Source organism: Arthrobacter sp. 05N33_2, assembly GCF_056397425.1.
The window spans coordinates 1-13,744 of the sequence record NZ_JBFTNJ010000080.1; the positions used below are offsets into that span (position 1 = coordinate 1).

General features: G+C 65.7%; 12 protein-coding genes and 1 pseudogene. 9 read left to right on the forward strand and 4 right to left on the reverse strand.

Annotated elements, in window-relative coordinates:
* Positions 1-447: pseudogene (locus tag AC1DHX_RS18665) on the forward strand (phosphodiesterase); the annotation flags it as partial.
* A 51-nt stretch (positions 448-498) separates the two neighbouring features.
* On the opposite strand, the gene AC1DHX_RS18670 reads toward AC1DHX_RS18665, so the two are convergent.
* The 3 genes from AC1DHX_RS18670 to panB all read right to left on the reverse strand — a co-directional run bounded on the left by AC1DHX_RS18670 (position 499) and on the right by panB (position 2,841).
* Entirely contained in the window at positions 499-1,257 is a 759-nt protein-coding gene (locus AC1DHX_RS18670; RefSeq protein ID WP_476859844.1) for an MBL fold metallo-hydrolase, read from the reverse strand.
* Positions 1,258-1,280: 23 nt separating this feature from the next.
* Positions 1,281-1,670, reverse strand: coding sequence for an SHOCT domain-containing protein (locus AC1DHX_RS18675; protein ID WP_028275861.1), 390 nt, complete (start codon positions 1,668-1,670; stop codon positions 1,281-1,283).
* A gap of 205 nt (positions 1,671-1,875) precedes the next feature.
* Entirely contained in the window at positions 1,876-2,841 is a 966-nt protein-coding gene (gene panB / locus AC1DHX_RS18680; protein ID WP_476859843.1) for a 3-methyl-2-oxobutanoate hydroxymethyltransferase, read from the reverse strand.
* Positions 2,842-3,103: 262 nt separating this feature from the next.
* Between panB and glnA the strand changes: the two genes are divergently transcribed.
* From glnA to AC1DHX_RS18715, 7 genes are all read left to right on the forward strand, one after another.
* The gene (glnA, locus tag AC1DHX_RS18685; protein ID WP_028275859.1) at positions 3,104-4,444 is read left to right on the forward strand and encodes a type I glutamate--ammonia ligase; all 1,341 of its coding nucleotides are present in this window, start codon (positions 3,104-3,106) and stop codon (positions 4,442-4,444) included.
* Positions 4,445-4,453: 9 nt separating this feature from the next.
* The gene (locus tag AC1DHX_RS18690; protein ID WP_476900342.1) at positions 4,454-7,465 is read left to right on the forward strand and encodes a bifunctional [glutamine synthetase] adenylyltransferase/[glutamine synthetase]-adenylyl-L-tyrosine phosphorylase; all 3,012 of its coding nucleotides are present in this window, start codon (positions 4,454-4,456) and stop codon (positions 7,463-7,465) included.
* Positions 7,466-7,537: 72 nt separating this feature from the next.
* Positions 7,538-7,954 (forward strand): VOC family protein, encoded by a 417-nt coding sequence (locus tag AC1DHX_RS18695; protein WP_026266248.1) that lies wholly within the window; start codon positions 7,538-7,540, stop codon positions 7,952-7,954.
* Positions 7,955-8,002: 48 nt separating this feature from the next.
* A complete protein-coding gene (locus AC1DHX_RS18700) occupies positions 8,003-8,518 on the forward strand; it encodes a GNAT family N-acetyltransferase (RefSeq protein WP_476859841.1) in 516 nt (171 codons plus the stop codon).
* 70 nt (positions 8,519-8,588) lie between these two features.
* Positions 8,589-9,236: an MBL fold metallo-hydrolase gene (locus AC1DHX_RS18705; RefSeq protein ID WP_476859840.1), complete on the forward strand. Its 648-nt coding sequence runs from the start codon at positions 8,589-8,591 to the stop codon at positions 9,234-9,236.
* 44 nt (positions 9,237-9,280) lie between these two features.
* Positions 9,281-9,481: a transcriptional regulator gene (locus tag AC1DHX_RS18710; protein ID WP_079553982.1), complete on the forward strand. Its 201-nt coding sequence runs from the start codon at positions 9,281-9,283 to the stop codon at positions 9,479-9,481.
* 314 nt (positions 9,482-9,795) lie between these two features.
* Entirely contained in the window at positions 9,796-10,350 is a 555-nt protein-coding gene (locus tag AC1DHX_RS18715; protein ID WP_476859839.1) for a hypothetical protein, read from the forward strand.
* Between the two features lie 157 nt (positions 10,351-10,507).
* Here AC1DHX_RS18715 and AC1DHX_RS18720 read toward each other — a convergent pair whose 3' ends face one another.
* Complete coding sequence (locus AC1DHX_RS18720; RefSeq protein ID WP_476859838.1) at positions 10,508-10,741, reverse strand: hypothetical protein; 234 nt, start codon at positions 10,739-10,741, stop codon at positions 10,508-10,510.
* Positions 10,742-11,638: 897 nt separating this feature from the next.
* On the opposite strand from AC1DHX_RS18720, the gene AC1DHX_RS18725 reads away from it, so the two are divergent.
* Complete coding sequence (locus tag AC1DHX_RS18725; protein ID WP_476900343.1) at positions 11,639-13,486, forward strand: hypothetical protein; 1,848 nt, start codon at positions 11,639-11,641, stop codon at positions 13,484-13,486.
* Positions 13,487-13,744 lie beyond the last annotated feature (258 nt).

Genomic DNA, 13,744 nt, shown 5'->3' on the forward strand with positions numbered 1-13,744 from the left:
GGTCCCTGGCCTGGGGTCCCTGGCCTGGCGGGCCATCCCGGCGTCGGGTTCGTGACCGGCATCGATGAGGAGGGCGGGGCGTGGGCGATCGGAAGCGGCGGGCGCGTCAATATCACCAGCGGGGCAGTGGAGGGCACCGACCCGCTGGCCGGTTTCGGGCCGCATGCGGCGCGGGTGCTGAATCTCGCGCTGATGCACCCCGAGGCGCCGGATCTCTATGTCAACAGCGCGGTGGATCCCGTGACCGGCGACGTTTCAGCATTCGAAGGCCTCGTGGGATCCCACGGGGGTCTGGGGGGTTGGCAGGACCGCGCCGTGCTGATGGGCCCGGCCGATCTCATGGCGGGGCTGCCCGAGCGGATCGAGGGTGCCGGGGAACTCCACCGGGTGCTGGTGGCGATGCTTGAGTCCTGTGGCCAGCGCGCCACGACGGCGTCCCGCGGCTGAGCGACCAACGGGGGAATTTCCCCGGGGCGGGTCCAATCCGAGGCCCTGGGCTTACGAGGGCGCGACCCAGGTCTGGCCGGGAGCGAGGACGACTGCCGTGCAGCCGGGAGCCTGTTCCGCCACGGCAGTGGCGAACCGGTGGCCGGGCCGCTCGAGCCAGCTCCGGGCAAAGTAGGTGACGAACGGAGGGTGCAGCGTCCCCCAGTGCACCGGCAGGGCGAACCTTGCGCCGCTCATCGCGACAGCCCGTGCGGCGGTCTCCGGAGTCAGGTGCCCCGCCGAGAGCCTCGGTCCCCACCCCCAGACCGGCACCAGGGCGACATCGATCGGCCCTCCGGCCATGGCGGGGAGCGCGGCCATCTCCGGGAACAAGCCCGTGTCACCCGCGATCCACACGATGCCCGACTGGCCGCGGATGAGCTGGCCATTGGCGTCGTTGGGCCGGTGCGGCATTGGCCGGCTGCGATGCTCGGCCGGCACCTGGCGAATCTGGACGCCGCTGCCTACCGGGGTCCAGCCGTCGCCCAAGGAAACTGTGTGCGCCAGCTTTCGGCGACGCAGCCAGGCCACGTTCGCCGGCGCGCTCATCAGCGGTGCCCCGGGCAGCATGCGCAGGGAGCGCAACTCGGCGTGGTCGTGGTGCAGGTGAGAGAGGAGCACCGCGTCCGGTCGGTCCCACGAGACCGGGTCCGGACGCGGTGCCAGGCGTCGGAGCAACCCGGCATGGGAACGGAGCAGCGGATCGGTGAGGATCCGAACCCCGTCGAGATCCAGAACCACCGTGGAGTGACCAAGCCAGGTGATTCTCATGTCGGGCGTAGCCCGTTTTCGTGTCAGGCCAAGGCCTTTGCCTTGAGGGAATCAAACTCGGTCTGGTTGATGGCTCCGGAATCAAGCAGCGCCCTGGCATCGGCGATCTGGCCGGCCGGGCTGGCCGTCGAGCCTGCGGCCTGCTTGATGTACTCCTGCTGGGCAGCCTGCTGCTGGGCCAGCATCTTCATCTGACGATCAGTCATGCTCCGGCCCCGGGCGATCAGGTAGATGAGGGCGCCGAGCCAGGGAACGAAGATCAGCAGGATAACCCAGCCGGCCTTGGCCCAGCCGCTGAGCTCGTGGTCGCTGAACAAGTCCATCAGGCAGCGGAACCACACCATCAGCGCAGCGATCCAGATGAAGAACCAGAAACTCCAGAGCAGAACGTCCCAGAAGCTATTCGTGTCCATCGATACTCCTCGAATCGTGTCCGCCGGAGCCTGACCTTACGCTTAGCGCATGAAACCGTCGGGGCCGGCGGAACATCTTGAGGTCCTAATGCGGACCTTATTGGTCAGCCTGCCCGCACCTGAGGCGCAACGCATCGCCCGTGAAGGATGAGGTCTTGCAAAAGAGGCCCCGGATCCGGGAGGTCAGGGGCCCGCTGGAGCGGAACTAGAAGGAGTGTTCCGGGCCGGGGAACTGGCCTGAGCGCACGTCGTCGCCGTAGGCTTTTGCGGCGTCACTGAGGGACGTGCGGAGGTCGGCGTATTGTTTGACGAATTTCGCCATCTTTCCGCCGCGCAAACCGGCCATGTCCTGCCACACCAGGACCTGTCCGGTGGTGGCGTTGCCGGCGCCGATGCCGACCGTGGGGACGTCGACGGCGGCATCCACGGCGGCTGCCGTGGCGGCCGGGACCATTTCCATGAGCACGCTGAACGCGCCGGCGTCGGCCAGCGCGACGGCGTCGTCGATCAACCGCTGGGCGTCATCGCCGCGGCCCTGGACGCGGTAGCCGCCGAGGGAGTGTTCGCTCTGCGGGGTGAAACCGATGTGCGCCATGACGGGGATGCCGGCCTGGACCATGGCGCGGACGGTCTCGGCGTAGAACTTTCCGCCTTCAATCTTCACGGCGTGGGCCAGGCCCTCTTTCAGGAACCGGACGCCGGTGGCAACCGCCTGCTGGGCCGAGACCTCGTAGCTGCCGAACGGCAGGTCAGCGACCACCAGGGCCCGCCGTGCGGAGCGGGCGACGGCGCGGCACAGCGGAAGGAGTTCGTCCACCGTCACGGGAAGGCTGGTTTCGTTGCCGAAGACGTTGTTGGAGGCCGAATCGCCGACCAGGAGCACCTCGATGCCTGCCTGGTCAAAGATTTCTGCGGTGTACTGGTCATACGCGGTGAGCATGGCGAAGCGCTCACCGTTGACCTTGGCCGCCTGGAGATGATGCGTGCGGATCCTGGCCGCCGGTTTCCGGACCGCCTCCGCAGCCCCGCCGGCGCCGCCGTCGGGGGTCCCGCCTGTGCCACTGGCCGACGTGCCCGAAGAGGCGGCCGCTGAAGCCGCTGCCGGGCCGCTGCCGTAGGGGGCCGCAAGTTCTGCGGGCGTGCTGGAATCGGAGCTGTTACTTGAGGCCATGCCACGAGCGTAGTGCGAGACGAAGTGCCGCAGCTACCGCGGGTTGCCCCCGCCCGGCGTGAATCACGTCACACGGGCGGCCTGTGAGGCGGCGCAATGCCCCCTCCCGCCGCGAATTCGTCCGGCTTTGTGTTAACGGTGTGTTACGCGGGGGTCCGGCTTCAGCAATCGGTGGCAATGCTTAGTAAAGTGAACCGTGAGCAGCCGCGGGGCCCATGTATGCCGGGCCCGGGGCGGATGGAAGAACCGGAAAGAGGCCAGTATGGACCGCCAGCAAGAGTTTGTCCTGCGGACGATCGAAGAGCGCGATGTGCGGTTTGTGCGCCTGTGGTTCACCGACGTCGTGGGATCGCTCAAGTCCGTGGCGCTGGCCCCGGCCGAGGTGGAAGGCGCCTTCGAGGAAGGACTCGGATTCGACGGTTCCTCGATCGAAGGCCTGGCCCGCGTCTTCGAATCCGACATGCTGGCCCAGCCGGATCCGGCCACGTTCCAGATCCTGCCGTGGCGCGGCGAGACCGAGGCCACATCGCGGATGTTCTGCGACATCCTGACGCCCGACGGCGAACCTTCCGCCGCGGACCCGCGCAACGTCCTCAAGCGCACCCTGGCCAAGGCCGCGGACATGGGCTTCACCTGCTACACCCACCCCGAGATCGAGTTCTACCTGCTCAAGTCCCAGGAGCCGGGCCCGGACGGATCACCGATCCCCGTGGACGAGGGCGGCTACTTCGACCACGTCCCGGGCGGCGTGGCCCAGGACTTCCGCCGGACCGCCGTGACCATGCTCGAATCGGTGGGCATCTCGGTGGAATTCAGCCACCACGAGGCAGGCCCGGGCCAGAACGAAATCGACCTGCGCTACGCCGACGCCCTGCAGACCGCGGATAACATCATGACGTTCCGCACGGTCATCAAGGAAGTCGCGCTGCAGCAGGGCACCTATGCCACCTTCATGCCCAAGCCCTTCACCGCCCACCCGGGTTCCGGCATGCACACCCACTTTTCCCTCTTCGAAGGGGACACCAACGCCTTCTACGAGGCCGGTTCCGAGTTCCAGCTTTCCGAGACGGCGCGCCAGTTCATCGCCGGCATCCTCAAGCACGCCCCCGAATTCACSGCCGTGACCAACCAGTTCGTCAAYTCSTACAAGCGKCTCTGGGGCGGSGGMGARGCGCCGAGCTACCTGAGCTGGGGCCACAACAACCGCTCCGCCCTGGTCCGCGTCCCGCTGTACAAGCCCGGCAAGGGCCAGTCCGCGCGGATCGAATACCGTGGCATCGACTCCGCCGCCAACCCCTACCTGGCCTACGCCGTGCTGCTCGGTGCCGGCCTCAAGGGCATCGAGGAGGGCTACCAGCTCCCCGCGGCGGCCGAGGACGACATCTGGTCGCTGAGCTCGGCGGAACGCCGCGCCATGGGACACGACCCGCTGCCGGCCAGCCTGCACGACGCCATCCGGACCATGGAGGATTCCGAGCTCATGCCGCAGATCCTCGGCGAGCAGGTGTTCGAGCACTTCCTGCGCAACAAGCGTGCAGAATGGCAGGACTACCGCCTTCAGGTGACGCCCTACGAACTGCAGCGCAATCTCGGCATTCTGTAGGTTGCCCCGATGAGCCTGGCACGACGCCTCATTGCCGCCGGCTTCAGCGATCTCGACAAGGGCGAGCGGTTCCTGGCGGCCCGGGAACTGGAGGGACTCGACCAGGATGCCCTCTTTGCGGGGCTGCAGCTGGCGGCCAACCCCGACACGGCCCTGCAGTCCCTGGTCCGGCTGATCGAGAAGCACCCGGAGCTGCGCAAGCTTGCCGTCGCAGACCCGGAAAGCAGCGAGCCGCTGTACCGGGTCCTGGGGGCCTCCGAGGCGCTGGGCGAGTTCCTCATCCGCCACCCCGAACACCTCGATGCCTTCGACGTCCGGGTCAGTCCGGAACCGATGCCCGCGGACGCCGTGGCCCTGCGGACGCGGCTGCTGCAGTCGGTGCGGGCCGATCCCAAGTCTGCCCGGCCGGTGGCGGCCCTCAGCGGTCAGGAAGCCTACGCRGCCCTGCGCACCGCCTACCGGCGCGGGCTCGTGGASCTCGCCATCAAGGACCTGTGCGCGGCCGATCCGCTGGACTTCATGCCGGCCGCGGGTGCGGAACTGGCGGATCTCGCCGGGGCTGCGCTCGAGGCGGCCCTCGCCGTGTCCCGGGCCGAGGCGGCGGAGAAGTTTGACGCCGCGGAGGTGGCCGACGTCGGCCTCGCCGTGATCGGCATGGGCAAGTGCGGTGCCCGCGAACTGAACTACATTTCCGACGTCGACGTCATCTACGTGATCGAGTCCGGCGCGCTGGAGGAGACCCGGGCCACGACCATCGGCACCGTCCTCGCCTCCGGGATCTCGCGCGCGATCATGTCCACGAGCCGCGAACCCGGGCTGTGGGAAGTCGATGCGAACCTCCGGCCCGAGGGCAAGTCGGGGCCGCTGGTCCGGACCCTCGCCTCGCACGAGAGCTATTACGCGCGCTGGGCCGAGAGCTGGGAATTCCAGGCCCTCCTGAAGGCCCGGACCATCGCCGGCGACACCGTCCTGGGGGCCCGCTACGAGGCAGCCCTGACGCCCCTGATCTGGTCTTCGGCCGGCCGGGAGGGCTTTGTCGAATCCGTCCGCGCCATGCGCCGCCGCGTCACCGAGCATATTCCGGCCGATGAGGAACAGCGGCAGATCAAGCTGGGCCGCGGCGGGCTGCGCGACGTCGAATTCACCGTCCAGCTGCTGCAGCTCGTGCACGGCAAGTCGGATGAATCCTTGCGCTGCCGGGACACCACCTCGGCCATCGCGGCGCTCTCCGCCGGCGGGTATATCGGCCGCTCCGACGCCGCGGAGTTCGACCGCGACTACCGCTACCTGCGGCTGCTCGAACACCGGATCCAGCTGTTCCAGCTGCGCCGGACGCACCTCATGCCGGTGAATGAAGCGTCTTTGCGTTCCCTCGCCAAGGCGGTCCTGGGACCGTTCTCCGCCGAGCGGCCCAAGCCGGACGCCCTGGTCGCCGCATGGCGAAAAACCAAGCGCTCCGTGCGGGAACTCCACGAACGAATCTTCTACCGCCCCCTGCTCAATACCGTCGCCACCCTGAGCAGCGAAGAGGCACGCCTGACCCCGGAAGCCGCCCAGGGCCGCCTCGCCGCCCTCGGTTACCTCGATCCCCCCGGCGCCATGCGGCACATCGAGGCCCTCACCGCCGGCGTGAGCCGGCGCGCGGCACTCCAGCGCCAGCTCCTGCCCATCCTGCTGGACTGGCTCGYCGACGGCGTGGACCCCGACGCCGGGCTGCTCGCCTTCCGTCGGGTCAGCGAGGCCCTCGGCACAACGCACTGGTATCTGGGCATGCTCCGGGATTCGACGGCCGCGGCCGAGCGGCTCTGCCACGTGCTCGCCAACTCCCGGCTGATCGCGGACCTGCTGGAGGTTTCGCCCGAATCAGTGGCGTGGCTGGGCACGGACAAAGAACTGGTGCCGCTCAGCTTCGAATCCCAATGGCTTGAAATCACCTCGAAGATGTCCCGGCACGCGGACCCGGAGAGCGCCATGCGGCTGATMCGGCTGATCCGTCGCCGGGAAATCCTCCGGGTCGCCATCGCGGACAGCGCCGGGCTGCTGGACCAGGACCAGGTGGGGGAAGCCCTCGCCGACACCGACCGGGCCGCCGTGCTGGGGGCCCTGCGCGTGGCGGAGACAATCATCACCGCCGGGGAAGCGCTGAAGACCCACGTGCTGGTGGTTGCGATGGGCCGTCAGGGCGGACGGGAGATCGGCTACGGCTCGGACGCCGACGTCATGTACGTCCACCGCGGACTCCCCGGCGTGCCGGAAGAGGAGGCGCAGGCTCAGGCCCTGCAGATCGTGGGCAAGCTCTCCAGCCTGCTGACCCAGCCGCTCAAACCGGCGATCCTGGCTGAGCGGGTACTCGCGGTGGACGCGGACCTGCGCCCCGAGGGCAAGAGCGGGCCCATGGTGCGGTCCCTGGAGTCCTATGCCGAGTACTACCGCCGGTGGTCCCTGGTCTGGGAGTCCCAGGCGCTGCTGCGGGCGCGCCCCATGGCCGGCGACGACGCCCTGGCCGAGGATTTCGTGGCGCTGATCGACACCATCCGGTACCCCGGGTCTTTGTCTGATCAGGACGTCCGGGAGGTGCGGCGGGTCAAGGCCAGGGTCGAGGCGGAGCGCCTGCCGCGCGGCGCCGATCCCGCCCGTCACCTGAAGCTTGGCCGGGGCGGGTTGAGTGACGTCGAGTGGCTGGCCCAGCTGCTCCAGCTCCGGCACGCCGGCCGGCATCCGGAGCTGCGGACCACGTCCACGGTGGACGCGCTCGAGGCGGCCGCGGCCCTGGACCTGATGGACGCGGGGGACACCGTCATCCTCCTCCGGGCCTGGCGGCTGGCGAGCCGGATCCGTTCGGCCAACGTCATCTGGACCGGCCGGCCCTCGGACCTGCTGCCCTCGTCCCGCCGCGACCTTGAGGCGGTGGCCCGCTGGTGCGGCTACGGACAAGGCAACGCCGCGGCGCTGGAGGAGGACTACCTGCGGTTGAGCCGGCGCGCCCGGGCGGTCTTCGAGCGGGTCTTCTACGGCCAATAGCGCCCGGCGGCGGCCTGCCGGCTGCTGACAGGGCCTACTGACACATGCTGCGGGCGGTGCTACCTTGGGCCAATGGCCAGGCAACTTTTTGTGAACCTTCCCGTCCGGAATCTGGATAAGACCGTTGAATTCTTCACGGCGCTGGGATTTTCCTTCAACCCCGACTTCACCGATGAGAACGCCACCTGCATGATCGTCAACGACGGCGCGTACGTGATGCTGCTCGTCGAGTCCTACTTCAAGACCTTCACCTCGAAGTCCGTCGCCGCTACGGCCGGCACCGCCGAGGTGATCATGTCCTTCTCGCTGGAGAGCCGCGAAGCCGTGGACGAGGTCATCCGCACCGCCCTGACCTCCGGGGGCACGGCATCGGAGGAGGCCCAGGACTACGGCTTCATGTACACGCACAGCTTCCAGGACCCGGACGGGCACCTCTGGGAAGTCTTCTGGATGGATCCGGCCGGACCGCCCAAAGACGCTGCGCTGTAGCCCCTTTCCGCTAGGGGCGGGCGCCGCCGGCGCGGGTACGCTGTCTACATGTCTGGACATGTATGGCTGCTGCCTTTGAAGAATCTCGACGACGACGCCCGGGCCATCAAGCTTGGGGAGATCGCGCTGCTGGAGCTCGGCGCAGGGCAGCAGAAGTTCGTGGGGGACCCGCTGCGGATGATGCTGATCGGGCTCGAGGAAGAGTCCCGGCACCCGTTCGCCGTGGATGAGAACGGGGCCGCCGTGGGTGTCCTGACGCTCCAGGCTGGGGCGGCGACCCTCGCGGGCTGGCCAGAGGACCACACGGCCTGGCTCCTGCGCGGCTTCCTGATCGACCGGCGGCAGCAGGGCAAGGGCCTCGGCACCCTCGCCGCGGAGGCCGCCGTGCGGGAGGCCGCCAAACTGACGGCGGACCTCGGCAGCGGCCAGGCCGGCGTCGTACTCTCCGTCAACGAACTGAACCCCGGCGGCCAAGCCGCATACCGCAGGGCCGGATTCGAGGACCGCGGCCGCTACGAAGGCGGCGACGCCGGACCGCAACGCATCATGTACCGGGCATTCTGACCGAAAGCGCATCTTGACTGGGACGGTGCGTGCCGCAGTATTGAACCAAGACCAGCCGCTGGAAAGGTGCATGATGGGTCACTCACAGATGCAGGTAGAACCGGTCATCCAGGAGCTCCACATCCCCGCCGGGCTGGCAGGGCCGGTTGAGTTGACGATGGACGTACGCTGTTTCCTTGTGCCGCACGCCGGGGGATTGCTGTTGATCGATACAGGCCTCAAGGGCAGCGAGGATGCGATTGCGGCGGCCTTGGACCGTGTCGGAGCAGCATGGAGTGACATCACCGACGTCGTCCTCACCCATTGGCATCCGGACCATGTCGGYGGCCTCGGCGAAGTCGTGGAACGGAGCCCGTTGGCAGCGATCTGGGCGGGCGCGGCGGACGTTTCCCAGATTCCTTCTGCGGTGCCGCTGCGCCCGCTCGTGGAACGTGACAGGGTCCGCGATATCCAGATCGTGCAGACGCCTGGCCATACCGCAGGACATATCAGCTTGCTGCATGACGACGGAATGCTGTTCGTAGGGGACGCTGTGGGGACAGCCGGAGGCGTGATGAGACGGGCGCCGGAGCAGTTTACAGCGGACTCTGCGCGGGCCGAAGAGTCGCTTCTGAGACTGAGCTTGCTGGAGCCGGACAGGATGCTCTTTTCCCACGGACCGGAGATCCCCGATCCCGTAGGGGAATTGCGCCGGCTTCTTGCCGTCAACCAGGGTTGACGCCTCTCCCGGTTGTCAACTAACGTTGACGCCGGAGGTGCTTCATGCAGACATTGATAGGTTCCATGGACGGCAAAGGGCCAGCCGAGGCGCTCTACGCCGTGGCGGAACTCCACAAAGAACTGGCGCGCACGGAAACCGAAGTGGTGCTGCGTGCCCGGCAGGCCGGACTGTCGTGGGAGGCCATTGCGGTGTGCCTTGGCGTCAGCAAGCAGGCCGTGCACAAGAAGTACGGAAAGCGCTGATGTGCTGGAAAGCGCTGAACCAGAAGGCCGGCCACGGGATGAACCCGTGACCGGCCTTTTTATGCTGGAACTGTTGCGGACGAACAGTGTCGGGCCGCTTATCTAACTAGACGCCGTAGTAGAGCTCGAACTAAACAGACCTGATTGGGTGAAGTTGAGGGGTGTTGAAATCCGCTAGATTCCGGGGTTTTCGGTACTGTCCATGATTGGCTCTAATTACCCGGCTCTGAACTTCTTGCGGACTTTCTGCGGACTATGAGTCAACGCTTGGAACGCGCCTGTCCCTCCCGGCAAGGTTTCGGTACGTTTAATCGATGACCACAGAAGACGGCGCGACGCGCCTTATGAAGTCGTTGGGCGAGCAGAACACATTCTGGACGCAGGACAAGGACAGGTCTGGACTTGAGCCAGCGCTGATGACAGTCATGCGCGAACTCGCGAGCATCGTAGGCGAGGCGCCGGTCATGTTCTGCGCTGGCAATCTGTTCCGCAACGTGGATCACGGCAAGGAAACCTACGACGCGAACGGGAAAGTTGTCTGGCCCGAGAAACCGAACCAATACGACGCCACGGTCATCACCGATCGACTCGTAGTCACTACGTGGGGCCACATCACGGATGACGGGCTCAGCATCAACCGCGAAGTCACTAGCGTCAAAGCGCGGAAGCACATCACAGGCGTCTCAGTGGGAGCGGAACCTGGTGAGCGGAGGGACAGCGGTGCCGTCGCCACGCATCACGATCTTGTACTTACATTCACAGACGGGACCACGGAGCACATTCCCAACACCGAGGACGAACTCAGTACGGCAGGGGCGACTAGATTGGCCGAGCTTATCCCTAGCTTCTATGCAGAAATGGCCGCGTAGAATGCCGGCCTCGGTGATTCAGTGACCGGAGCGCATGTGATGGCAGCGGGCTCTAGGAATCCATGCTCGGCCACGAACTCCTCGAACTTGGCGCCGCCGGGCAGCAGAGAACCCCCGCCAGTCGTGATGACTGACGGGGGTTCTCTGTGTGTGGAGATTAGCGGACGATGTACGTCCGGCTGAACCGATAGCTGACCTTGCCGTTCAATGTGCCCTTGACGCGGACGACGTACTTATCGCCTTTGACTGGCCAGGCCTTGTGGGTGTCATGGTAGCCGCCCGCGAAGATCTCGCCGTTCCTGAACCAGCGGTATTCCAGCTTGGTGCCCTTGGGCCAGCCGTACTTGTTCGCCCGCAGGACTGTTCCTGCGGTGACGTACACGGTGGACACGCCGGCTGTGCAACTCGCGGTAGTTTCTGCACATGACGAGGGGCACCAATTGAATTCCGTTGGACAGGTCGCGGCGCTCGCCGGGGCCGCCGCGGTGAGCGCTCCTGCTCCCAGGGCAACGGAAAGGGCGGCAGCGGCTGCCGCTTTACGGAAGAACGATCGTTTCAATGCTGGCACGGTTCCCCGCACCTCCTGTCGGTGGTTGGCAGATAATTTTTGGCTGCTGAACGCTTCCGACATACACCGTCTAAGGCGCCCCCAAGCCCTGAGTATAACCACACGGGTCACACCAGCATCAAGGGCGCCTTGCCTAGGCCGACAGGAATCCGGGCAGCCGGTTTCCCCAGCGGATTCCGCGAAGGTGTTCGGAGAACGCCTGCACTCCTCGATATCCCAGTCCGAATCGCTGACGCGTTCCACGTTGCCGGCGGGCATCCAAGCCCAGTGCCCGTGCCGTGCTTCGTCCGCCCATCCCACAAGGACGTAGGACGGGTTCCAGCGTTCCGCATGGGCATAGACACTCACCGTTCCGCCGTCAGCCAGGAGCCGGGTTGCCAGCACCTTGGGGTAGCTCCCGTACTCCCACGGTTTGGTTTCGTCCGGCGCGTGTCTTGGGTCCGGCCTTAGATACTCGTACGTTTCAACGTCGAGCATGAACGCTGACATGCGGTAAATATATCTGCCGCGTGTCAGCATCGCGCCCACCGCTTCAACATCAATCTTCACCACGGACGGAACAAAGGGCGCGCGGTCTGACACCCCTGCCGCGGCCAATACTGTAGCTTCGTGGCATAGTTCTCTCAGTTGAAAGTCGAAGTTTCGAATATTGGAGGACTCGTGTCTAAGTCTTGCACCGGCAGAAGCGCCTCGCTCTGGACGCGTCGGGTGGCARCCGGCATGGCCGCCACCGCCGCTATATCAGTCGCCGGCGTCGGGCCAGCAAATGCGTCGACCATAGACTCCGAGGCCCCTGTGATCGTCAGTGCGTGGGTTTCTCACCCGCAAATAATTGACGTCATTGATGGGCCAGTGCGGGTCACGGCGCGGGTCGAAGTCGAAGATGTTGGCTCAGGAGTGGGCGCGGACTACCCCCAGCTGCGCGTCCATTCCAACCGGTACACCATCCCAGCCCAGACTATGACGTTAGTCTCGGGTGACCGGTTCCACGGCACCTACGAAACGGTCTTCACTTTCCCGGAGCATGTCCCCAACGACGTTTGGGAATTTCAGCCGCGCATCGTCGATCTCGCGGGCAACCGGTACCAGGAGGAAAACTTCCTCCCGTTCTCCCCGACGACGGTGTCCCTGGAGGACAATGACGCTCCTGACGTCACGGCCGCCACGAGTATTAAGTTCGCCGCTACCAGCGGCGGTGCGCGCAATGTCATCGACATCACCGACGGTCCAGTCCCAGTGGCGATGACTGTCAACGCGTATGATGCCGGCATCGGATTCCGGCCCGATGCCAGCGTTTCCATCGGCGCCAACCTCCGTCAGAATTCCTCAACGGATGTCCACCGGGGAGTCTTTACAGGAACCTACGAATTCGCTCGATACAATGGCGACCCGGATTCTCTGGGTCCCCGAGAAATATGGAGCCCCAGTGTGGCCGATGCCAACGGCAACACGTCACCTCGTTACAAAATCCAAGACGTCATCTTCGCGACCCGGCCGCTGCGGGCCAAGCTTCCCGCCCTGAGCGCAAGCATCGGAAGCGTCAAGGCGAGCTGGGCGGCACACAGCGACGTGCTTGGGATCCTGGAGTACGAGACCGAATTCACTGGAACGGGAATCGTTCGCAATGTGCGCACTACTGTCACGCAGGCGTCGCTGAATGACTTGCCTGCCGGCACCTTCACGGCGCGGGTACGGGCACGGAATCAGCTCGGCTGGGGAGACTGGACTAACGCTTCGGCCCCTGTGGCCTACATCCCCGCTCCGTTGAGCGGCAGCACACCCACTATCTCCGGCACGGTAAAGGTAGGACAGACCCTCACCGCCAACCCCGGAGCGTGGACAACCGGCACTACGTTCGCATACCAGTGGCTGGCTGGCGGTCTCGCAGTGTCCGGCGCGACCGGTTCCACTCTTGTGTTGGGCCAGGGTCAGGCCGGCAAGGCCATCGCCGTGCGGGTCACTGGTTCCAAAACCGGCTACGTTACCGCTTCCAAAACCTCTGCGGCGACCTCAGCCGTGGCTAAGGGCTCACTAGTTGGGGTTGCTCCGACGATTACCGGCACTGTCCGCGTCGGTTCGAYGCTGACGGCAGATCCGGGGTCATGGTCACCGGCCCCTGTGACTCTGTCGTATCAGTGGTACGGGTCCGGGGTGGTCATCACGGGCGCAACTCTTTCGACCTACGCCTTGACGACGGCTGACCTCGGAAAGACGATCACCGTCAGAGCTGCTGCTAGCAAATCCGGATACAACTACACCTACAAGACCAGCGCCGCAACGGCTTCGGTAGCGACCAACGTCTTGACCGCGCCCAGGCCGGTTATTCCTGCCTCCGCTGCCGTGGGTCAAACTCTCACTGTCAAGGTCGGCGTGTGGACACCGACGGTTTATCTGCGGACATACCAGTGGAAGCGGAACGGAATTAGCATTCCGGGCGCAACGGCGAGTTCTTATAAGGTCGTCGCCGCAGACCTGGGCGCAGGGCTTTCCATCGCTGTCACCGGACGGAAAAGCGGCTACCTGACAGAAACAGTCACCAGCAGCAGCACTGCGCCGGTGACGAAATAGCGGGCAGACTAAGGGTTTGCCTTAACTGATGCCCGCCGCGGAAACCCCCGCCAGTCGTGATGACTGACGGGGGTTTGCTCGTTCAACGCCTAAGGGAAGACGAGATACCCCCGTCAGTCGCGGCTACTGGTTTGGGCTGCTCAATGCTCGTGACCGAACTTTGAACGTCCCACCTGTCTTGGTGACCGATTTGCCAGCCTTGATGCCGGTTACGGTGACAGTTACCGTCTTCCCACAATCGCCCGACCGGGTCTTGTA